Below are 21,446 nucleotides of genomic sequence, written 5' to 3' on the forward strand. Positions count from 1 at the left end.
CGTGCTCATTGAAAAGAGTCTATTTAGATCATGCAGCAACCTCTCCCATGCATCCGGCTGTTATTGATAGTATGCTTCCGGTAATGAAAGAGGAATTCGGCAATCCGTCTAGTATTCATCAGTTTGGCCGAAAAACAAGGCATTATGTGGATGAAGCGAGGAACATTGCCGCTAAAAGCATCGGTGCGAAGGAAAATGAAATCATTTTTACGAGCGGTGGAACGGAAGCGGATAACCTTGCGATTATTGGTGTAGCACGTGCCAACAAAAATAAAGGCAATCATATCATTACTACCTCCATCGAGCATCATGCAGTGCTGCATACTTGTGAACAGCTCGAAAAAGAGGGCTTTCAGGTAACCTATCTCCCGGTGGATGAACACGGGCTGGTGAATATCCAGGATGTTTCGGAAGCTTTAACAGATGAAACCATCCTTGTTACCATCATGTTTGGAAACAATGAAGTGGGCACTATTCAGCCGATGAAAGAGATCGGGGAATTATTGAAGGATCATCAGGCATACTTTCATACCGATGCCGTTCAAGCGTTCGGACTTTATTCAATAGATGTAAATGAGCTGGGAATTGATTTTCTATCCATGTCCAGCCATAAAATCAATGGTCCCAAGGGCGTCGGGTTTTTATACGCCAGAAACGGTACAAGCTTCGCTCCATTGACCTATGGAGGGGAGCAGGAACGTAAAAGACGTGCGGGTACGGAGAATGTGGCCGGAATTGTCGGCCTTAAGACTGCCATTGAACTTTGCATGGAGCAGGGTGATCAGAAAGCGGTCCAGTATTTGGAGTTTAAGCAAGTGATGAAGGAAATTTGGGAGAGGGAAGAAGTGCCGTTTGAAATGAACGGAACGGTTGAACAGTCATTGCCTCATGTGATGAATGTTTATTTTCCAGGAACAAATGTGGAATCCCTGCTTGTGAACCTGGACCTCTCAGGTGTAGCGGTTTCCAGCGGCTCCGCCTGTACTGCAGGCTCGATCGACCCGTCACACGTCCTTGTCGCGATGTTCGGAAAAGACTCAGATCGCATTGCCTCCTCCATCCGCTTCAGCTTCGGCTTAGGCAATACAAAAGAAGATATAGTCTACGCAGCCGAAGAAACGGCAAAAGTGGTAAAAAGATTAAATAGAAACAAGTAAATTATTCGAAAAAGCTAGACTAGTGTATTTTTTTGAGCTTGCTAGCTGATGATTGGAGCAATAGGCGAAGACCCCGCAGGCGAAAGCCGAGGAGGCTCCACAAAACGCCCCGCGGAAAGCGCAGCCTATTGCGGAAATCATCAGCGGAGCATAAAAGGTAAATTTTTTAAAAAACGATACTCTTTACAATAAGAGTTAATAAACAATAGCAAAAAATAAATACGGGGTGATCAAATTGAATAAAGCACCAAAGGATACCCGTGTAGTAATAGGAATGTCTGGTGGAGTGGATTCCTCTGTAGCAGCACTTCTTCTAAAAGAACAAGGCTACGATGTAATCGGTATTTTCATGAAAAACTGGGACGACACCGATGAATTTGGAGTATGTACAGCAACAGAGGATTACAACGATGTAATCCGCGTCTGCAACCAGATCGGTATCCCTTATTACGCGGTAAATTTCGAAAAGCAATATTGGGACAAAGTATTCCAGTATTTCTTGGATGAGTATAAAGCAGGACGCACACCAAATCCTGATGTCATGTGCAACAAGGAAATCAAGTTCAAGGCATTCCTTGAGCATGCAATCGACCTTGGAGCGGATTATTTGGCAACAGGCCACTATGCACAAGTGGAGTTCCGTGACGGCGAGTACAAAATGCTGCGTGGACTTGATGAGAACAAAGACCAAACCTACTTCCTGAACCAGCTTGGTCAGGAACAACTTTCAAAAGTCATGTTCCCGATAGGAAACATACAAAAATCAGAAGTGCGTGAAATTGCAAAGCGTGCAGAGCTTGCTACTGCTACGAAGAAAGACAGTACGGGAATCTGTTTTATCGGGGAACGCAACTTCAAGGAGTTCCTGAGCGGCTACCTTCCTGCTCAGCCAGGCAATATGCTCACGATGGATGGGAAAGTGATGGGCAAGCATGATGGATTGATGTATTATACCATCGGCCAGCGTCATGGCCTCGGCATCGGCGGAAGCGGTGATCCATGGTTTGTCATCGGTAAGGATCTCGAAAAGAATGTCCTGTATGTAGGTCAGGGCTTTGATAACGAGCTTCTTTATTCCGATTCCATCATTGCTGCGGATGTCAGCTGGGTATCTGATACTCCGCCTGAAGATGGGCTTTCATGTACGGCAAAATTCCGTTATCGCCAACAGGATAACAAGGTACGCATCGAGCATCTTGAAGATAACCGAGTGAAGGTGATCTTCGACGAGCCGATCCGTGCCATCACACCAGGTCAAGCGGTCGTTTTCTATAATGGGGACGAATGCTTGGGTGGCGGTACGATCGACCATGTTTTTAAAAACAATGAAAAATTATGGTATGTAGGATAAAAAGAAAACCTCTACTTCTTAATGGGAGTGGAGGTTTTTCCTGTGTTATACTTATTGAAGTAAATTAGCGATAAAGAGGTGCAATCATAGATGAAAGACAATAATGCATTGGGAATTCAATATTTGCAAGAAGGAAAATATGAAGAGGCGCTGGCTGCATTTTCGGAAGAGATAGAACAGAATCCGGAAAACGCAGTGGCGTATGTCAACTTTGGAAATGTGCTAAGCGCAGTGGGAGAACTGGAAAAAGCGATGAAGTTCTTTGAAAGGGCCTTATCCAAGGATGAAAGCATGGGAACAGCACATTATGGTCTAGGTAATGTCTACTATCAGCTGGAAAAATGGCATGAGGCGAAGGATCATTTCGAGCTTGCGATGAAAAAGGGTGTCAATGACAGCGACATTTATTTCATGCTTGGTATGACATTGCTGCAGTTCGAGCAGCCGAAACTTGCACTCCCATATTTCCAGAGAGCTGTCGAACTGAAGCCTGAGGATACGGAAGCAAGATTCCAATATGGGCTATGCCTTGCAGGCCAAGGGTTGATCAAGGAAGCGACAACTGAGTTTGAACTGGTAGTGGATAGTGATGAAGATCATGCAGATGCCTACTATAACCTTGGTGTGGCATATGCTTATCAGGAAAACAGGGATAAGGCGATCGAGATGCTTGACAAGGCATTGGATGTTCAGGCAGACCATATGCTGGCAGCACACGCTAAAAAGATTTTGACCGAAAATTAAGGGACGGAGGGAAATCCCATGAAGGACCAGAAGCAGCAATCCTCTCTCGACTTGTTCGAGGAACATGAAAAATTCATAAAAGGATCTCATCTCGTCACCATTTTCCACAACGAATCCAATATGTATTCCGTTGTCCGGATCAGAGTGACAGAGACGAATATTCCATATGAGGAAAAGGAAGCGGTCGTAACAGGGTATTTCCCTCGGATCCACGAGGATGAAACCTACATATTTTTCGGTACAATGAAAGAGCATCCCCGTTTTGGACTTCAGTTCCATGTTGAACACTTCCGAAAAGATATCCCGCAAACACGTCAAGGCATTGTACAGTATCTATCCAGCGATCTATTTTCAGGTATCGGCAAAAAGACGGCAGAAAAGATTGCGGATGCACTTGGGGAGAATGCGATCTCCAAGATTTTGGAGAATCCCTCTGTCCTTGATTCAATCCCAAAACTTCCCGGTGATAAAGCAAAGCTTCTCTATGACTCGCTGATGGAGCATCAGGGACTCGAACAAGTCATGATCGCCCTCTCACAATTTGGGTTCGGTCCGCAGCTGTCCATGAAGATCTATCAGACCTATAAGGATGAAACGATCAGTATCCTTCAAAAGAACCCCTATCAGCTTGTCGAGGATGTGGAAGGTATCGGATTTGCAAGGGCGGATGAGCTAGGCAGCCACTTCGGTATTTCCGGCAGCCACCCTGACCGGATCAGGGCAGGCTGTTTGTACATGCTTGAGCAGCATTCCATGTCGGAGGGGCATTGCTTTGTTTCGGAAAATCAGCTGGTAGAGGCTGTATGGAAGCTTTTAAACGAGAAGCAGCAAGGATTGGTTGTAGATTCTGACATTTCTCGGGAAATTCTGCAGCTGACGGAAGAGGGCAAACTGAAGTCGGAAGAGGGACGAGTCTATCTTCCAAGCCTATACTTTTCAGAACAGGGGCTTGTCACTAATATCAACAGAGTGATGGAGCAAACCCAGTATGCCGATCAGTTCCCTGAGTCCGAATTTTTATTGGCTCTGGGTGAATTGGAGGACCGGTTGAAGGTGCAATATGCCCCTTCACAGAAAGAGGCAATCCAGCAGGCATTGATGACACCGATGCTCCTTCTGACAGGAGGACCCGGAACTGGGAAAACAACTGTCATTAAAGGGATTGTGGAGCTGTATGCAGACCTTCATGGATGTTCTCTGGAACCAAACGACTATTCCAAGGAAGATCCGTTTCCTATCATGCTGGTGGCACCAACAGGCCGTGCGGCAAAAAGGATGAGTGAAGCGACCGGCCTGCCTTCTCTTACCATACACAGGCTGCTTGGGTGGAACGGCTCCGAAGGCTTCCAGCATGATGAAGAAAATCCGATCCCGGGTAAGCTGCTGATTGTCGATGAGGTATCCATGGTGGACATATGGCTTGCAAACCAATTGTTCAAATCACTGCCGGCAGATATTCAAGTGGTGCTGGTAGGGGATGAAGATCAGCTGCCTTCTGTTGGTCCGGGACAAGTATTAAAAGACCTATTGTCCTCCCAAGCCATTCCAACAGTGAAGTTGACGGATATCTATAGGCAAGCGGATGGAAGCTCCATCATTGAACTGGCGCATAGCATGAAGGATGGTGTGGTGCCGGCGGATATAGCGGTGGCCAAGAAAGATCGGTCCTTTATCAAATGCGGGCAAGCCCAGATAATGGACGTGGTCAAGAAGGTTTGTGCTAATGCCCAGAGCAAGGGTTACAACGCGCGGGATATCCAGGTGCTAGCGCCGATGTATCGGGGAAATGCGGGGATAGATAAGCTGAATGAAATGCTCCAGGAGCTGTTCAACCCGAAAAGTGATGGACGTCGTGAACTTGCCTTCGGAAATGTCGTCTATCGGACAGGTGACAAAGTGCTGCAGCTCGTCAACCAGCCTGAGAGTAATGTATTCAACGGGGATATAGGTGAAGTTGTTTCCATCTTCTATGCTAAAGAGAATACGGAAAAGCAGGACATGGTGATCGTATCATTCGAAGGAAATGAAGTAACCTATACCAAACAGGACCTCGGTCAGATTACGCATGCATACTGCTGTTCCATACATAAGTCCCAAGGAAGTGAGTTTCCCATTGTGGTGCTTCCTGTTGTAAAAAGCTACTACCGAATGCTGCGCAGAAACTTGCTTTACACTGCAGTAACACGTTCAAAGCGCTTCCTGATTTTATGCGGGGAAGAAGAAGCATTAAGGATCGGGGTACAACGGGCCGATGAACAAGCAAGGCAGACTTCCCTAAAAGAAAGGTTACAGGTCAAATCAGTCCAGGAAAAACTTGAAGAAGAGGTGGATGAGGCCATTTTGAAGGAGATCCCATTTTGGAAGGATGCCAATATCGGAATGAAAAATGTGACTCCATATGATTTCATGGATGAAGAATAAGCAAAGGCTAGTCCCCAATTGGACTAGCCCATTTTTTGTATAGATAAGTTATTGCTTGATTTGAGCAACAGTGAAAGTAATCGGACCGTATACAAATAGAGCTCCGCCTGGTATTCTCAATTGTGCCGTAAGGAAATAAGTTACATTTTCTTCGTCATTAGGGAGTACATCCACAAACTGAGCAACTGCATAGGTGGCATCATCATTGCCTTCAGAATCGATCTCCACGATACTTTGGTAAATGATGTTGGAAGGAGCAATGGATCCACGGTAGATTCTTGTAACCAGATCGACAGGAGTGCCAGAGTTGTTGTTTACATGAAATAGAGCATTAAGCCATATTGCGTCGCCTTTTTTTACACAGTCGAGAGTTGCTGCAGCTACAGTGGAAGGCTGAGGATTCAGTCTGAAATTATTAGGTAGGGGAAGATTAATGATAGGGTCTGCTACATCGTAGGCAAATCCTACCAGTTTTGCATCCTTCTTTTTGTCTGACTTGCAATCGTGCTTCTCATCGTTTTTTTTGGCGTGTTTAAAAAAGGAGTCATTTTTTGCTGCTTCCATATGATTTTGGTCACTTTTGAAGTAGTAAAAACATTTTTTCATAAAGATTCACCTCCTTTCCTGAAGATTCAATATATCCTATTCGATTTTCCAAATACTGCTTGTTCAAAAGTGGAATTGAACAGCCTGTTTTTGGATACCTTTCAATTTATAAATGGAAAACCTTTCGCTGTATGACATTGTTCTCCGAGACGAAACCTATTAATGTTCGAAAAGAGGTGGGTATCTTTGAGAACATTTTCTCGAGTGGTTGGGATGCTAATATATGATGCGGCATCAGGTAATAAGATCGGTCGGATTACTGACTTTTGCTTGGTGGAACCAGGACAGGTAAAAGGACTGCTTATCGATGGAAAAGGAGTATTCCATCGCAAAAAATTTCTTCCATTCGAGTATATCAAGTCCTTTGGAGACGACGGTGTCATGGTGGAAGCACATGATCTTTCCTCCGTTACAAAAGAGGATGGAGAGGTGTTTTTTCTTCACGGCCATGGTATCAAAGGGAAGTCTTTCCTTACACGGGAAGGGAACAAACTTGGGCTACTGGATGATGTATATTTTGAGGAAGAAACGGGCACAATCGTAGGATATGAGGTAACGGACGGCTTTTTCGCAGATATTGCAGAGGGCAAGAAAATCATTCAGCACCCTCTTGATCTTATCATTGGAAAAGATACCGTCGTCGTTTCTGTATCAACCTAACGAGAGGTGTTCGATGGTGGTTCTTTGTTGTCCTAATTGCAAAAGTAAAGATATCGGAAAAATTGGTGTGAACCAATTCTATTGCTGGGGCTGTTTTATTGAGCTTTCTGTCTCCAAAGGTGTGGTCCATACTCATCAAGTAGAAGAGGATGGAACCCTAAGTTCATTGGATGATTTGTTTCATGAAGACGATCGACAAATCAGCATGTAACTAATAGTTGGGAGTGAGTCGCATGAACAGAGCAATGTCTTCTTTGTTAATGATAGGCTTGGGGGCAGCAGCTAGCCGTCTAAGTAAAAACAATGATGTACAGAACTTCCTTGGGGATATGACTTCCAAACGCAATATGAAAAAAATGAGAAAACGCGCAAAGCGGATGTTTTCTTGAGTACAGGCTCATTTAAATAATAGTTGATTATTTGTATCTAGCTGTTGATTGGAGCAATAGGCGAAGACTCCGGCGGGAGGTAGCGTTTAGTGGAGACCCCACAGGCGAAGCCGAGGAGGCTCCAAAAACGCCCCGCGGAAAGCGTAGCCTAGTGCGGAAATCAACAGCGGTGTTTAATGAAGCCGAAAATATATGGTGAAACCCGTCCTGCTAATGGCAGGGCGGTTTTTTAATGTGAAAGATCTCTCCTTCATTTTACACATTGGACAGTCTCACCTCTTCATCATTTAACATTATGTATAGTGAAAAAAGACAAGTTAGGAAGTACAATATACATAAAGTTCAAACAATTCTAAAAATTTAAACAAGGTATTAGCTAGTTGCATTCATCGAAGGGGGTAATGGGATGTCCGACAAAGTGATGATTGGCTTGATTCAAGCTTCCAATGATGTGGACGGCACGGAACCGGTGGAGGTTCATAAAAAGGCAGCCATTGAGAAGCACATTAAATTAGTAAGAGAAGCAAAGGAAAAAGGGGCGCAAATAATCTGCTTACAGGAGATTTTTTATGGTCCTTATTTTTGTAGTGAACAAAACCCGAAATGGTATGAAGCGGCAGAGGAAATCCCCCATGGACCGACAACCAGGTTGTTTCAGGACCTGGCTAAGGAGCTGGGAGTGGTCATTGTCCTTCCTATCTATGAACGCGAAGGCATAGCCACCTATTATAACACGGCGGCTGTAATCGATGCCGATGGAAGCTATCTTGGCAAATACCGCAAGCAACATATCCCTCAAGTTGGTGTTGGAGACCAGGGACATGGTTTTTGGGAAAAGTTTTATTTTAAACCAGGCAATCTCGGATATCCGATTTTTGATACCGCCTATGCGAAGGTCGGCGTCTACATATGCTATGACCGCCATTTCCCGGAGGGTGCTCGCCTCTTAGGTTTAAAAGGAGCGGAAATCGTTTTCAATCCTTCTGCAACGGTTGCAGGTCTTTCCGAATATCTATGGAAACTCGAACAGCCTGCACACGCTGTGGCAAACGGCTATTATGTCGGTGCCATCAACCGGGTCGGAGTGGAGGGGCCATGGAAAATGGGAGAATTCTATGGACAGTCCTATCTTGTTGACCCACGTGGTTCCTTTGTTTCAATCGGGAGCCGAGATCAGGATGAGGTCATTATCGGGGAGATGAACAAAAAACTTATCCGTGAAGTGAGAGATGTGTGGCAGTTCTACCGTGACAGAAGACCGGAAACCTATGAAGAAATGACAGCGCTTTTGCCGTAAGGGCAATAAAGGGATGACTCTTTCGTAACAATTGTGAACCTGATTCCTTCATCTGAATGAAGGGGACACATGAAAAAGAGTGATCTCTTTTTTACGATGTTCGAAAAAGAAAGGAGATGTTCGATTGAAAACTGTCAAAAGGATTGACTCCGATAATTTATCTTTAAACTTCATGGAAGTGAAGCCGGGACTGACAGACCGAGAAGCCCTTGAAGAAGCGAATCGATGCTTGTATTGCTATGATGCTCCGTGTATTGTCGCCTGTCCGACCAGCATTGATATCCCTTCTTTCATTAAGAAGATTGCTTCAGGAAATCTTAAAGGCTCCGCCAAAACCATCATGTCCGCCAATCCTGTTGGAGCAAGCTGCTCGAGAGTTTGCCCGACTGAGGAATTATGTGAAGGTGCATGTGTGCTGAATCATCATACAAAGCCGATCATCATTGGAGATCTGCAGCGGTATGCCACAGATTGGGCAATCAAAAATGAACAGACTCTTTTTCAAAAGGGCACACCGAATGGCAAAAAAATAGCGGTTGTCGGCGGTGGTCCTGCAGGTCTGTCCGCTGCAAGGGAGCTTGCCCTACTGGGATTTGAAGTGACCATTTTTGAAGCGGAGGCGGAAGCTGGCGGACTGAATACTTATGGAATCGTTTCATTCCGCCTGCCAAAGAGCGTTTCATATTGGGAAGTGGATCAGGTGAAAAGCCTGGATGTGGAAATCCGGACCAATACAAGAGTGGGTGTGGATATCGAAGTGGAGGAAATTCTTGAACACTATGATGGCGTAATCCTTGCTATCGGTATGGCGAGTGTTCCGATGCTTGGAATTGAAGGAGAAAATCTTTCAGGGGTCTATGACGCGATAGATTTTGTAAAAGAAACAAAAACAAAAGCCATTGGCAATCAATTCAAGGGAAAGAATGTTGTCGTGATTGGTGCAGGTAATACTGCGATAGATGGTGCAACCTGTTCGGTCAGGCTGGGTGCTGATAATGTGAAAATACTTTACCGCAGAACGCAGGAAGAAATGACAGCCTACGATTTTGAATATGAATTTGCCAAGCAGGATGGTGTGGAATTCAGATGGCTGACTGCCCCGAAAAGAATTATTGGAAATGAAGAGGGGGCGGTAACACATATTGAGTGCGTCAAAATGGCGCTCAGTTCACCTGGTGAAGACGGACGCAGAAGACCTGTGAAAGTGGAGGGCTCGGAATTTCTGCTTGAAGTGGACGCAGTGATCAAGGCGATTGGACAGACAAGGTATACATCGCTGATTGATGAGTTTGGTTTGGAACACGATGGAGGAGTCGTAAAGATAGATCCTCACACCCATAGGACTTCTAACAGGAAAGTATTTGCCTGTGGCGATGTTATTTTCGGAAAAGGCCAGGGGGAAGCAATGGTGGTGACGGCTGCCCAGCAAGGCAAGCAGACGGCCTATGCCGTATATGAAAGCTTAGTGAAGCAAGCAATAGAGACAGCCTAATAGAGTTATCAAACCTAGTGAGGGGGGAACAGTTTGGCAGATTTATCGATTAATTTTGCAGGCATTAAATCACCGAATCCTTTCTGGTTGGCATCCGCACCGCCTACAAATTCAGGGTATCAGGTGCAGAGGGCATTTGAAGCGGGATGGGGTGGAGCGGTTTGGAAAACCCTTGGCGACCCCATTATCAATGTGTCTTCCCGTTTTGCAGCCGTAAGCTTTAACGGACAACGGGTGGCAGGATTCAATAATATCGAACTGATAACGGATCGCCCTCTTGAGGTGAATCTGAAGGAGATTGCAGAAACGAAAAAAAGATTTCCAGACCGCGCACTGATCGCCTCATTGATGGTGGAGCCCAAACAGGAAAAATGGCATGAAATCGTCAAAAAGGTGGAAGCGGTAGGTGTGGACGGACTGGAACTCAATTTCGGCTGTCCGCATGGAATGGCAGAACGGGGGATGGGTTCCGCTTCAGGGCAGGTACCCGAGCTGGTGGAGAAGCAGACATACTGGGCGAAGGAAGCTGCACAAACACCGGTAATCGTGAAGCTTACCCCAAATATAACGGATATCACCGTAACGGCGGAAGCTGCTGTCAGAGGTGGCGCAGATGCAGTCAGTATGATCAATACCATCAACAGTCTCGCAGGAGTCGACCTGGACAGCTGGAACACAATTCCCCATGTTGCAGGAAAAGGGGCCCATGGAGGATATTGTGGTCCGGCGGTTAAGCCTATTGCGCTGAATATGGTTGGGGAATGTGCGAGAAACCCTCGGATAAATGTACCTATTTCAGGGATGGGAGGAGTATCCGATTGGCAGAATGCGGTTGAATTCATGTTGATGGGGGCAACTGGAGTACAGGTGTGCACTGCTGCCATGCACCACGGTTTCCGGATTGTGGAGGATATGATAGAAGGACTCTCTCATTATTTGGATTCAAAGGGAATTCAGTCGGTGATGGAGCTTGTTGGGAAATCGGTTCCGAAGTATTCGGATTGGGGCAACCTCGATCTGAATTATAAAATAGTGGCCCGGATCAATCAGGACACCTGTATCAACTGTAACAAGTGTCATATCGCCTGTGAGGACACCTCCCACCAATGCATTGATATGTTGAGGGACTCGAATGGGAAGCCTTATTTACAGGTCCGGGAAGAGGATTGTGTCGGCTGTAACCTCTGCTCGATCGTCTGTCCGGTGGAAGATGCGATCACGATGGTAGAGCTGCCACACGAACAGCCACCAATGACATGGAATGATAGGCAGTCTGCGTTAGGTTTGTTAAAGCAAATAGAAGTGGACACGGTTAAATAAGGGGGATTGATTGAATATGGCAAGGAAAAAACTGATCAAGAACGGTGTCATAATAACAGCGAGTGATAGGTATGAAGCGGATATTTTAATCGAAGGGGAAACCATTTCAGCAATCGGTCACAATTTGTCAGCTGGTGATGCGGAAGTGATTGATGCAAAAGGTTGTTTCGTGTTTCCGGGAGCCATCGATCCGCATACTCATTTGGATATGCCATTCGGTGGAACGGTTACAAAGGATGATTTTGAATCGGGTACCATGGCAGCTGCATTTGGAGGGACGACATCGATCATTGATTTCTGCCTCACTGAAAAAGGGAAACCATTGAAAGATGCTATCGGGACCTGGCACAACAAGTCAAAGGATAAGTCGGTCATTGATTACAGTTTTCATTTAATGATAGGGGAAATCAATGAAAGTGTGCTTGCAGAGCTTCCATCTGTGATACAGGAAGAGGGGATCACCTCCTTTAAGGTTTTCATGGCCTACAAAAATGTATTTCAGGCTGATGACGAAACGTTATTCCGTACGCTGGTAGCGGCCAAGGATTTAGGAGCACTTGTGATGGTACATGCGGAAAATGGGGATGTCATTGACTACTTGACGAAAGAAGCATTAAAGAATGGAAACACTGATCCTGTCTATCATGCGTTGACCAGACCTCCGGAAGTGGAGGGGGAAGCGACTGGGAGAGCTGCCCAGCTTACCTCCCTTGCAAAATCCCAGCTGTATGTGGTGCATGTTTCCTGTGCGGAAGCAGTGGAAAAGATTGCAGAGGCAAGAAACAAAGGCGTGGATATCTGGGGGGAGACCTGCCCTCAATATTTGGCGCTGGATCAAAGCCATTTGGAATTGCCTGATTTTGAAGGTGCCAAATACGTGTGGTCCCCGCCATTGCGTGAAAAATGGCACCAGAACGTACTCTGGAATGCCCTGAAAAGCGGTCAGCTGCAGACGCTTGGTTCCGATCAGTGTTCATTTGATTTTAACGGACAAAAAAGTCTTGGTAAAGGGGACTTTACGAAGATTCCAAATGGGGGACCGATGATTGAGGACAGAGTGAGCGTCCTATTCTCTGAAGGCGTAAAGAAAGGCAGAATCACCATCCATCAGTTTGTGGACATCGTTTCTACCCGAGTGGCAAAGCTTTTTGGGATGTTTCCGAAAAAAGGGACCATCGCAGTCGGAGCAGACGCTGACCTCGTATTATTCGATCCGAATAAGGAGCGTGTCATTTCGGCAGCAACCCACCACATGGCGGTCGATTATAATGCTTTTGAAGGAATGAAGATTACAGGAGAACCAGTCTCCGTCATGGTACGAGGGGAATTTGTCGTTCGCGACAGGCAATTTGTTGGCAAGGCTGGCAGTGGACAATATATCAAACGGGAAAAATATGGAACAATAAAAAATTTGAAGCAGAACGAGACGCTCTCTATCTGACCCACTTACCCTACAATCAAATGCAGATGACCTTCCGATTGCTTGACCTACATCACTTTATTGGTCAGGCAATTGTTGTTAGACGCTCTTTTGATCTATGATTTGGATTAAATTTGAGGGGTGCTATGTTAATGAAAAAAAAGTCTAGTTATTTAAAATCTCCGGATCTACTGCCTATTTCACATGATGGCAGGAAAATAGGGACACTTGGGTTTGCGGTGATGTGGGTGGGAATGGCAGTTGTATTGGCTGCATTTGCAATCGGAGGAGCCGGGGTTCAAAATCTGTCGCTTGGCTGGGTGATACTTGCCACCATAATAGGAAGCGTCGGAATAGGACTCTTTATGACCATCACCGGTGATATCGGGATAGAGCATGGACTGAGCTTTCCGGTTTATATGCGTGCCCCATTTGGAACTCTTGGCACTCATATTCCTTCCATTATTCGCGGGCTGACAGCTTCCTTTTGGTTTGGGATAAATACTTTCTTCGGGGCTACAGCCATGAACGCCATCCTTGATACGCTTTTCAATTTTGATAATTGGTTTGTCTGTTATCTAATTTTTGCAGCAGTACAATTGATCAATACAGCCCTTGGGATAAAGGCTGTTGAACGATTTGCAGATTTGGCTGCTCCGATCATCATCATCATCTCAGCCTGGATGTACACCACTTTATCCGATCGTGCACTTGAACAGGGAAGAGATGTATGGACATGGATTGAAAGTCCTGTAACCGGTGGAGCCGCAGTGACGGCATTCCTGATCGTCATATTCAGTAATATGGGTTTCTGGGCAACGCTTGCAGCGGACATTCCATCCATTTCAAGATTCATTAAGGCACCGAAATATGAACGAAGCTGGTTTAAGAGAAATAAGTCCAGTATTGTCGGAAGCGTCATTGCTCTGCCATTGACCCAGACGTTTATGGTTATCATCGGGGGAGTGGCCTATATCGCAGTTTCAAATTATGATCCGGTGGTAGCCTTGCAGGAAGCAGCTTCTGGTATCGTGCTTGGTGTGCTTTTGTTGATGATCATCTTCGCTCAGTGGTCAACCAATGCCTCTGCAAATGTTATTCCTGCCGCCACAATCTTCTCCAATGTTGGAGGCCCGAAAGTTCCGTTCTGGGCTGGTGTATTTATCGCTGGAATTGTGGGGAGTGTAGTCCAGCCTTGGAGTCTATTTGACATTTTAATTCCACTTTTATTGATCGTAGGTGGAGTTTTGTCTGCCATCGTTGGGATATTATTTGCTGATTACTATCTTCTAAGAAAACGAAGAGTGAATGTACATGACCTCTATGAAGAGAACGGTCAATTCAGGTATTTCCATGGTGTGAATATGGCAGGTTTCATTGCCTGGATTGTAGGGGGGACAGCGGCCTATTTCTTGACCAACTATTCTTTTATTGTTGGCTTCGTTGTCGGTGCCGCGGTCTATTATGTACTTGCAAAGTATTGGTACTTCAATGTGTACCAGCAGGCGGAAATTATCGATCCGGATGATGAAAAATATCTTGGGATCACAGTGGGAAGAGATTGGGTTATTTCAGAAGGTGAGGATGAAGTGGAGGAGCCAAAAGAGCTTTCCAGTTGATGAAGGAGGAAGAATATGAGTGATTATCAGCAATTCTTGGCTGAACGGGATAAAATCGATTACTTTATGGATAAAGGATTCAGAATAAAAAATGTCGAAGAGAACTTGGAGGGTGCTTTTCTGCTCCTGGAGAAAAGGGCGGGCACCGATAAACAGGAAGAAACTTTACACATTAAACATGCAGACTCCAGAAAATACTTCGCATCCCTTTTGATTCGCCAGCTGCAAAAAGAAAAGTAGAAAAACCCTCATAGATATTCGGAACAAGGAATAAAATCTTGTAAACTGCATCGTGAAAGGAGCGTTCAGTAATGGAATATCAATTGAAGTGTAAAGAAAGTGCCTATCCTTGTGAAGTGACGATTGATGAGGATAATAACCGTTTCACGATCCGCAAGGCCGATTCCAGTGGAGAGTTTTTCAATTCGCCTGAAGAGCTTGTCAATTGGATTCTGGAAAACTGGGATTCCAGTGATTTCAATGACGAAGGTGAATTTCAGGAAATGGTCAAGGAGATCCAGCTGAATTTTCCAATAAATAATTGATGAAAAAAGGTGACGGTAACCTGAATCAGGGTATCTGTCACCTTTTGTTTGTTTATGTCAGAATATTTACTCAATTAAGTCAAAAGAATGCGTTATAATGGAAGTAAGCAATAAAATTGAGGTGAATGTATGAAAGGCATGCTATCCTTACAGGAAATAATGCAGCGAACGCATTTTGAGAAGGCAGAGGTAATTGCAGGAGAAAAAGGTATGAATCGTTTAGTCAAATGGGTACATGTGGTGGAAATCACAACCATTGAAAACCTGCTGAATGGCCAGGAGCTGATCCTCTCTACAGGGGTATCCTTTGGTGACAATCCGGTCGCCTTCCATTCTTTTGTGCAACAATTGATCAACTGCCATGCAGCAGGACTTTGTATTGAAAAGGGCAGGTACACCTCGACAATTCCAGCGGATATCATAGCCCTTGCAGATGAGCACCACTTTCCTCTCATTCTTTTTCATGAAGAGGTGTCCTTTGTCGAGATAACGCAGGATATTCATTCCATCCTGATCAATCAGCAGTACAAAAAGATATCAGAGCTAGAAATGTATGCCCAAAGCCTTAATAAAAAACTTCTCACAATCTCCCATGAAGAAGAAATTCTTTCCTACCTCCATGAACATATTGGCACCCAGATTATCTATGAAAAAGAGAATCAGGATATATATTTTATACCAAGTGTTCCAATTCATAAACGTAAAGAACTAATAACAGCTCTTTCCAATAGCAATAACGATGAAAATCTCCATTTACAGCAGCCGATACAAGTATTGGACAAGCAATATGGGATGATTCACCTCTATTCCAAGAATCGTCCATTAAGTGAATTTGATCTGCTCATGCTCGACAGAACGGTAACAGCACTTGCACAGCATCTGTTGCGAGGTCTATATGTGGAGGAAAAAAGAAGACTGGAAGAAAGCGAGTGGCTTCGAAGCTGGTTGGATGGCGGCCAATCCCTCGAATCCATCAGAGAGTTCTTGTCGCGGCATGACTCCATTTTTGTGAAAAACGGCGTGGTTCTCCTATGCAAAAAGAATGGCCAGGACTCTCCTACTCTAGATAAAACCTATTTAACACTGTTGTTCCGTTCCATATTTGAGCAGCAGGGATTCTCGGTATTTGTTACGGAAATGAAAAATACCCTCACTGTCATCATCCTTAATCGCAGAGATCCGGGTAGATGGAAGGAGCGGGTGAAGGAGGGGATATCCAACCTGATCTCCAAGCAATGTGATAAGAATGGAAGGACGTTTCTCAGATTGAGTGTTGGAAAGTATGTTCATGGACTTGAACAGATGTCCAAGAGTTATTGGACCGCCTGGGAAGCGATGAAAATACAGGAGCAGCTCCTTCAAGGTGTGAATTCCTCCTTTTTTGAAGACTTACATATCTATCGGCTCATTTCCTATATGCAAAAGCAGCAGGATCTGAGGGAGTTCGTGATGGAGTATCTTGAACCGGTTATTGTTCATGATCAGAAACACAATGGTAAGCTGCTCGAAACGCTGAAGGTCTATCTTTCGTGCAATGGTTCGAAAAAGGAGACGGCCAACCAGCTGTTTATTGTGCGGCAAACCCTATACCATCGGATTCAAAAATTGGAGACCCTGCTTGGCGAGGACTTCATGCTTGCGGAGAAGAGGCTGGTTATCGAATTCATGATCATGGTGTATGAGTATCTTAACTCGACGAATGATTATTTTGAAGATGCAAATAGATCGACCTTGAATCTGTAAGGGTTAAGTAGAGAGGCTTTTGTATAACAATTAATTGGTTGAGCTCTTTATTCTTTGAATGAAGAGCTTTTAGCATGTTGAATACTTTTGAAAAGCTCGTCATACCGTCAATGAAGAGCTTATTAGACCACGAATCCCACTGAAAAGCTCGTCATGCCATCGATGACGAGCTTTTTGCCCCAAGAATCCCACTGAAAAGCTCGTCATACCGTCGATGATGAGCTTTTCGACTACCGGATCCCCGTGAAAAGCTTTTCAACCCACTTTCGCATCCCAAACCCGTCATCACACTAGTTATAAAGCTTTCCCAATTACCTTTGCTCAAGACATCTCCACTGTATTCAAAATGTGGAAACAATCCTTCAATAAGTTTTACACTTTGTCTAATGAAAGCCCTGCAATTTTATCAGATAATAGGCATAAGTTCTAAAAATTCAAAAAACGGGAGGTTGTTTAATGACAACAACGTCAAAGGATACAATCGTACTACAAAATTACATTAACGGGAAGTGGGTGGACTCCAGAGGCTTGGAAACCTTTGATGTCGAGAACCCGGCAACGAAGGAATGTCTGGCAAAGGTACCAATCTCGACAAAAGAGGATGTAGAGGAAGCAGTCAATGCTGCCAAAGCCGCTTATCAAACCTGGAGGAATGTCCCTGTTCCGAAACGGGCACGCATTATGTATGAATACCATCACCTCTTAACGGAACGTCACGAAGAGCTCGCCAAGCTGATTGTTTCAGAGAACGGAAAGGCCTATAAAGAGGCATATGGAGAAGTGCAGCGGGGCTTGGAGTGTGTTGAATTTGCCTCAGGAACGCCAACCTTGATGATGGGGGAAACTCTGGCAAATATCGCTGAAGAAATAGATTCTAGCATGTATCGTTATCCGCTGGGAGTGGTCGGAGGGATTACACCATTCAATTTCCCGATGATGGTACCTTTGTGGATGTTCCCTCTTGCCATTGCCTGCGGGAATACTTTTGTACTGAAACCTTCTGAAAGGACGCCGCTACTGGCTAATCGTTTAGTGGAGCTGTTCACCCAGGCCGGTGCACCGGATGGGGTGTTGAATATTGTCCATGGGGCTCATGATGTGGTCAATGGGCTGCTTGATCATGAGGATGTGAAAGCCATTTCATTTGTAGGATCGCAGCCGGTTGCAAAATATGTGTATGAAAGATCAGCGGCAAACGGGAAGCGGGTTCAGGCACTATCGGGAGCAAAAAATCACCATGTGGTCATGCCAGATTGTGATATCGAAAAGGCAGCACAGCATATATTAACATCAGCATTCGGTAGTGCAGGACAGCGATGCATGGCCTGCAGTGCGGTTGTCGTGGTGGGTGAAAATGATAAGTTTGTCGAGGAGTTGAGAGTGAAGGCGGATGCTTTATCGATCGGAAATGGGATGGATGAGGAAGTGTTGTTAACTCCGGTTATTCGCGATAGTCACAGGGAAAAAGTGATCGGCTACATTAAACAGGGAGTGGCAGAAGGTGCTACCCTTTTGCGAGATGGCAGAAAGGAGATGGAAAATCTGACAGAAGGAAACTATCTGGGACCTACCATTTTTGATCATGTATCACCTGACATGACGATTGCAAAAGAGGAAATCTTTGCCCCAGTACTGAGTTTGCTGCGAGCTACTGATCTTGATGAGGCTCTTGCACACATAGAAAAGTCCCGTTTTGGCAACGGAGCCACTATCTATACAAAGGATGCAAAGGCTGTGCGACAATTCAGGGAAGAGGCAGATGCCGGAATGATCGGGGTCAATGTCGGGGTTCCTGCAACAATGGCGTTCTTCCCATTTTCCGGATGGAAAGATTCCTTCTATGGCGACCTTCATGTCAACGGAAAAGATGGGCTGAACTTCTATACTCGCAAAAAAATGATTACTTCCAGATTCGACTTTTAAAGGTGAGGAACCAATAAATGTAAAAAGGGGTCAGGCCCCTTCAGAAAGGTGTGGTTGCTTTGGTTCGGATGGATCAGGCGCATGATCAGGATTTGCAGGCTAGAGATGAGCGATATGTATGGCATTCCATGAAGCCTTATAGTCCACAGGGGACGATGGTGGTGAAAGAGGCGAAGGGTGCATGGGTGACGGATGTGGATGGGAAAAGGTATCTGGACGGCATGTCGGGCCTATGGTGTGTAAATGTTGGATACGGCCGAACCGAGCTTGCTGAAGCGGCTTACGAGCAGTTGAAGGAGCTTGCCTACTTCCCTTTGACACAGAGTCACGTTTCAGCCATCAGGCTAGCTGAGAAACTGAATGAATGGCTCAATGATGAATATGTTATTTTCTTCTCAAATAGTGGTTCGGAAGCGAACGAGACCGCCTTCAAGATTGCAAGGCAGTATCATCTGCAATGCGGCGACCACAGCCGCTATAAAATTGTGTCTAGGTACAGGTCCTATCATGGTAATACGTTGGGTTCCCTTGCGGCCACAGGGCAGGCACAGAGAAAATACAAATACGAACCGCTTGCACCCGGATTTGTCCACGTTCCGCCACCTGACACCTATCGCATGGAGGAGCCGGTATCATCAGTTCCGATGCAGCTCAGGAGTGTAAAGGATGTCGACCAGGCTATGACATGGGAACTGAGTGAGACGATTGCCGCCATGATTATGGAGCCGATCATTACGGGTGGGGGGATCCTGACGCCACCTGATGGCTACATGAAAGCTGTCAGTGAGGTTTGCAAAAAACATGGTGCCCTTCTCATTGTGGATGAAGTGATCTGCGGTTTTGGCCGGACAGGCAAGCCATTCGGCTTCATGAACTATGACGTGAAACCGGATATCATCACCATGGCAAAGGGGATAACAAGTGCGTACCTTCCATTATCCGCAACAGCCGTCAAAAAGGAAATCTACGAGAAGTTCAAAGGGTCGGAGGAATACGACTATTTCCGTCATGTAAATACCTTTGGGGGAAGTCCTGCATCCTGCGCTCTTGCACTGAAGAATCTGGAGATCATGGAAAACGAGAAATTGATTGAACGCTCAGCTGAAAAAGGGAAAGTCCTGCTTGGTGAGCTGAAATCCAGACTCTCTACCCACCCGTTTGTTGGAGATGTACGAGGGAAGGGTCTGCTTGTAGGAATTGAACTGGTTTCCAATCGAGACACGAAAGAACCGATCTCCCTCGATAAGATCAATTGTGTCATTGCAAACTGCAAACAAAAAGGTCTCATCATCGGAAAGAACGGTGCGACTGTTGCAGGCTACAATAATGTCCTGACTTTGGCGCCACCTCTTTCCATTGAGGATGAGGATCTGCATTTTATTATTAAGACAGTCTCGGAATCTATTCTGGCTCTTGATTAAAACGACTGCATAATAATTGAAAACTTAATAGACAATAACGAGTAGGAGGCGTTTCGCTTGAACAATCAGTGGAAATGGCTTTTACGCCTAGGTACACTTCTACTCGTTATGATCATTTTGTATGTTTGGATGAAGCTTAGCCCGTTCTGGACTCCGATACTACGAATCATTCTGACTGTAAGCATTCCATTCTTTATCAGTGTTTTTATTACATATCTGCTGCATCCGGTGGTCGAATATACGCATAACCGAGGCTTGCCGAGGCCGGTTGCCATCCTGATCATTTACCTGTTGTTTTTCGGCGGAATCGGGTTGCTAGGGTACAAAGGCATCCCGGTCATCATTGATCAATTATGGGAGCTGTCCGAAAACTTCCCTAGGCTAACGCAGACATACAGCGACTGGATCAAGCAGATCCACACCAGTACATCCAGTTGGCCTGACGGTATTCACGAAAAGGTGGATCAAACATTTTCGGAATTTGAAGCTATGCTCTCCAGCCTCCTAGTTAAAGTGATTGCGGGATTAAAGGGGCTACTGAATTCTTTTTTTATACTCATTGTCATCCCGTTCATCGTTTTCTACCTTCTAAAGGATTATGACCAGGTGAAAAAGACTGTCTGGTATCTGACTCCAAGAAAATGGCGGAAACCAGGAATGGCCTTTCTTCATGACGTCGACCAATCACTTGGCAGCTATATCAGGGGCCAATTGACTGTATGTATCATAATAGGCCTATTTGCAACGGTCAGTCTGTGGCTTACCGGCATGCGATATCCCTTGGTTCTTGGTGTGATTATCGGGATAACCAATATCATCCCCTACTTTGGACCGGTGATCGGTGCATTTCCAGCTATCATTATCGCTGCTACCATATCAGTGAAGATGGTGTTCCTTGTCATTATCATTATCTTCGGATTGCAGTTCATAGAAGGTAATATCCTTTCCCCGCTGATAGTGGGGAAGAGCCTGCATATCCACCCTGTTCTGATCATCCTTGCCCTTTTGATCGGCGGTGAAATTGCCGGTGTTGTCGGATTGATTTTGGCTGTTCCTATTTTTGCTGTTTTAAAAGTGACCATCACTCATATCAGCAGTCATTTTATCAAGCATTGACAAACAGGGAGAAGGTTGCATATAATCTTTACATCTACATATTTTAATTCAAAGAAGGATAGAGTATGCTAAAGCCCTTCCTAGTAGAGAGGAATTCCCCAGGCTGAAAGAATTCCAGGAAGAAGAGTTGCAGAAAGCTAATCCGGAGTGCGGGGTAAAATCCTGCCGGTTTGCACCGTTAAAGCATCTGAGAGATGATGGGCCAGTCCTGTCATAATCAGG

Annotated in this window: 19 protein-coding genes and 1 other annotated feature (1 of these 20 cut by a window edge); of the genes, 18 read left to right on the forward strand and 1 reads right to left on the reverse strand. The window is 45.2% G+C overall.

What is annotated here, in order from left to right; translation table 11 throughout:
* Nucleotides 1–8 precede the first annotated feature (8 nt).
* The 4 genes from ACQCT5_RS08125 (at nt 9) to recD2 (ending at nt 5,673) form a co-directional block, all read left to right on the forward strand.
* Entirely contained in the window at nt 9–1,157 is a 1,149-nt protein-coding gene (locus tag ACQCT5_RS08125) for a cysteine desulfurase family protein (RefSeq protein ID WP_499640766.1), read from the forward strand.
* A 235-nt stretch (nt 1,158–1,392) separates the two neighbouring features.
* Complete coding sequence (gene mnmA, locus ACQCT5_RS08130; protein WP_499640768.1) at nt 1,393–2,508, forward strand: tRNA 2-thiouridine(34) synthase MnmA; 1,116 nt, start codon at nt 1,393–1,395, stop codon at nt 2,506–2,508.
* Nucleotides 2,509–2,598: 90 nt separating this feature from the next.
* Nucleotides 2,599–3,252: a tetratricopeptide repeat protein gene (locus ACQCT5_RS08135; protein ID WP_499640769.1), complete on the forward strand. Its 654-nt coding sequence runs from the start codon at nt 2,599–2,601 to the stop codon at nt 3,250–3,252.
* 18 nt (nt 3,253–3,270) lie between these two features.
* Complete coding sequence (recD2, locus tag ACQCT5_RS08140; protein ID WP_499640771.1) at nt 3,271–5,673, forward strand: SF1B family DNA helicase RecD2; 2,403 nt, start codon at nt 3,271–3,273, stop codon at nt 5,671–5,673.
* A gap of 48 nt (nt 5,674–5,721) precedes the next feature.
* Here recD2 and ACQCT5_RS08145 read toward each other — a convergent pair whose 3' ends face one another.
* The gene (locus ACQCT5_RS08145; RefSeq protein ID WP_499640773.1) at nt 5,722–6,279 is read right to left on the reverse strand and encodes a hypothetical protein; all 558 of its coding nucleotides are present in this window, start codon (nt 6,277–6,279) and stop codon (nt 5,722–5,724) included.
* Nucleotides 6,280–6,465: 186 nt separating this feature from the next.
* Between ACQCT5_RS08145 and ACQCT5_RS08150 the strand changes: the two genes are divergently transcribed.
* From ACQCT5_RS08150 to ACQCT5_RS08215, 14 genes are all read left to right on the forward strand, one after another.
* Nucleotides 6,466–6,939, forward strand: coding sequence for a PRC-barrel domain-containing protein (locus ACQCT5_RS08150; RefSeq protein ID WP_499640775.1), 474 nt, complete (start codon nt 6,466–6,468; stop codon nt 6,937–6,939).
* A 13-nt stretch (nt 6,940–6,952) separates the two neighbouring features.
* Entirely contained in the window at nt 6,953–7,150 is a 198-nt protein-coding gene (locus tag ACQCT5_RS08155; protein WP_204416035.1) for a YrzR-like zinc ribbon domain, read from the forward strand.
* A 22-nt stretch (nt 7,151–7,172) separates the two neighbouring features.
* Nucleotides 7,173–7,328: a YrzQ family protein gene (locus tag ACQCT5_RS08160; protein ID WP_386640419.1), complete on the forward strand. Its 156-nt coding sequence runs from the start codon at nt 7,173–7,175 to the stop codon at nt 7,326–7,328.
* Between the two features lie 406 nt (nt 7,329–7,734).
* Complete coding sequence (locus tag ACQCT5_RS08165) at nt 7,735–8,625, forward strand: nitrilase-related carbon-nitrogen hydrolase (RefSeq protein ID WP_386640416.1); 891 nt, start codon at nt 7,735–7,737, stop codon at nt 8,623–8,625.
* A 172-nt stretch (nt 8,626–8,797) separates the two neighbouring features.
* Nucleotides 8,798–10,117: an NAD(P)-dependent oxidoreductase gene (locus ACQCT5_RS08170; protein WP_499641167.1), complete on the forward strand. Its 1,320-nt coding sequence runs from the start codon at nt 8,798–8,800 to the stop codon at nt 10,115–10,117.
* Nucleotides 10,118–10,150: 33 nt separating this feature from the next.
* Nucleotides 10,151–11,437 carry an NAD-dependent dihydropyrimidine dehydrogenase subunit PreA gene (preA, locus tag ACQCT5_RS08175; RefSeq protein ID WP_499640778.1) on the forward strand — a complete coding sequence of 429 codons (1,287 nt, stop codon included), beginning with the start codon at nt 10,151–10,153 and terminating at the stop codon, nt 11,435–11,437.
* 16 nt (nt 11,438–11,453) lie between these two features.
* Entirely contained in the window at nt 11,454–12,878 is a 1,425-nt protein-coding gene (gene hydA / locus ACQCT5_RS08180; protein WP_499640780.1) for a dihydropyrimidinase, read from the forward strand.
* A gap of 131 nt (nt 12,879–13,009) precedes the next feature.
* Nucleotides 13,010–14,476 carry an NCS1 family transporter gene (locus tag ACQCT5_RS08185; protein WP_499640783.1) on the forward strand — a complete coding sequence of 489 codons (1,467 nt, stop codon included), beginning with the start codon at nt 13,010–13,012 and terminating at the stop codon, nt 14,474–14,476.
* Nucleotides 14,477–14,491: 15 nt separating this feature from the next.
* Entirely contained in the window at nt 14,492–14,716 is a 225-nt protein-coding gene (locus tag ACQCT5_RS08190) for a hypothetical protein (RefSeq protein WP_499640785.1), read from the forward strand.
* A 71-nt stretch (nt 14,717–14,787) separates the two neighbouring features.
* A complete protein-coding gene (locus ACQCT5_RS08195; protein WP_204416023.1) occupies nt 14,788–15,021 on the forward strand; it encodes a hypothetical protein in 234 nt (77 codons plus the stop codon).
* Nucleotides 15,022–15,150: 129 nt separating this feature from the next.
* The gene (locus ACQCT5_RS08200; protein ID WP_499640788.1) at nt 15,151–16,764 is read left to right on the forward strand and encodes a PucR family transcriptional regulator; all 1,614 of its coding nucleotides are present in this window, start codon (nt 15,151–15,153) and stop codon (nt 16,762–16,764) included.
* A gap of 456 nt (nt 16,765–17,220) precedes the next feature.
* Nucleotides 17,221–18,687 carry a CoA-acylating methylmalonate-semialdehyde dehydrogenase gene (locus ACQCT5_RS08205; RefSeq protein ID WP_499640790.1) on the forward strand — a complete coding sequence of 489 codons (1,467 nt, stop codon included), beginning with the start codon at nt 17,221–17,223 and terminating at the stop codon, nt 18,685–18,687.
* Nucleotides 18,688–18,755: 68 nt separating this feature from the next.
* Nucleotides 18,756–20,108 carry an aspartate aminotransferase family protein gene (locus ACQCT5_RS08210; protein ID WP_499641169.1) on the forward strand — a complete coding sequence of 451 codons (1,353 nt, stop codon included), beginning with the start codon at nt 18,756–18,758 and terminating at the stop codon, nt 20,106–20,108.
* A gap of 57 nt (nt 20,109–20,165) precedes the next feature.
* Nucleotides 20,166–21,224 (forward strand): AI-2E family transporter, encoded by a 1,059-nt coding sequence (locus ACQCT5_RS08215; protein WP_499640792.1) that lies wholly within the window; start codon nt 20,166–20,168, stop codon nt 21,222–21,224.
* Nucleotides 21,225–21,266: 42 nt separating this feature from the next.
* Nucleotides 21,267–21,446, forward strand: a binding site (T-box leader) (it continues 33 nt past the right edge of the window).

The organism is Sutcliffiella halmapala (genome assembly GCF_050107295.1).
Lineage (GTDB): Bacteria > Bacillota > Bacilli > Bacillales > Bacillaceae_I > Sutcliffiella_A > Sutcliffiella_A halmapala_A.

Coding starts and splice junctions, on each gene's coding strand:
- ACQCT5_RS08135 (WP_499640769.1), top strand. CDS start 2,599: ATGAAAGACAATAATGCATTGGGAATTCAATATTTGCAAGAAGGAAAA.
- recD2 (WP_499640771.1), top strand. CDS start 3,271: ATGAAGGACCAGAAGCAGCAATCCTCTCTCGACTTGTTCGAGGAACAT.
- ACQCT5_RS08145 (WP_499640773.1), bottom strand. CDS start 6,279: ATGAAAAAATGTTTTTACTACTTCAAAAGTGACCAAAATCATATGGAA.
- ACQCT5_RS08155 (WP_204416035.1), top strand. CDS start 6,953: ATGGTGGTTCTTTGTTGTCCTAATTGCAAAAGTAAAGATATCGGAAAA.
- ACQCT5_RS08160 (WP_386640419.1), top strand. CDS start 7,173: ATGAACAGAGCAATGTCTTCTTTGTTAATGATAGGCTTGGGGGCAGCA.
- ACQCT5_RS08165 (WP_386640416.1), top strand. CDS start 7,735: ATGTCCGACAAAGTGATGATTGGCTTGATTCAAGCTTCCAATGATGTG.
- ACQCT5_RS08170 (WP_499641167.1), top strand. CDS start 8,798: ATGGAAGTGAAGCCGGGACTGACAGACCGAGAAGCCCTTGAAGAAGCG.
- hydA (WP_499640780.1), top strand. CDS start 11,454: ATGGCAAGGAAAAAACTGATCAAGAACGGTGTCATAATAACAGCGAGT.
- ACQCT5_RS08185 (WP_499640783.1), top strand. CDS start 13,010: ATGAAAAAAAAGTCTAGTTATTTAAAATCTCCGGATCTACTGCCTATT.
- ACQCT5_RS08190 (WP_499640785.1), top strand. CDS start 14,492: ATGAGTGATTATCAGCAATTCTTGGCTGAACGGGATAAAATCGATTAC.
- ACQCT5_RS08195 (WP_204416023.1), top strand. CDS start 14,788: ATGGAATATCAATTGAAGTGTAAAGAAAGTGCCTATCCTTGTGAAGTG.
- ACQCT5_RS08200 (WP_499640788.1), top strand. CDS start 15,151: ATGAAAGGCATGCTATCCTTACAGGAAATAATGCAGCGAACGCATTTT.
- ACQCT5_RS08205 (WP_499640790.1), top strand. CDS start 17,221: ATGACAACAACGTCAAAGGATACAATCGTACTACAAAATTACATTAAC.
- ACQCT5_RS08210 (WP_499641169.1), top strand. CDS start 18,756: ATGGATCAGGCGCATGATCAGGATTTGCAGGCTAGAGATGAGCGATAT.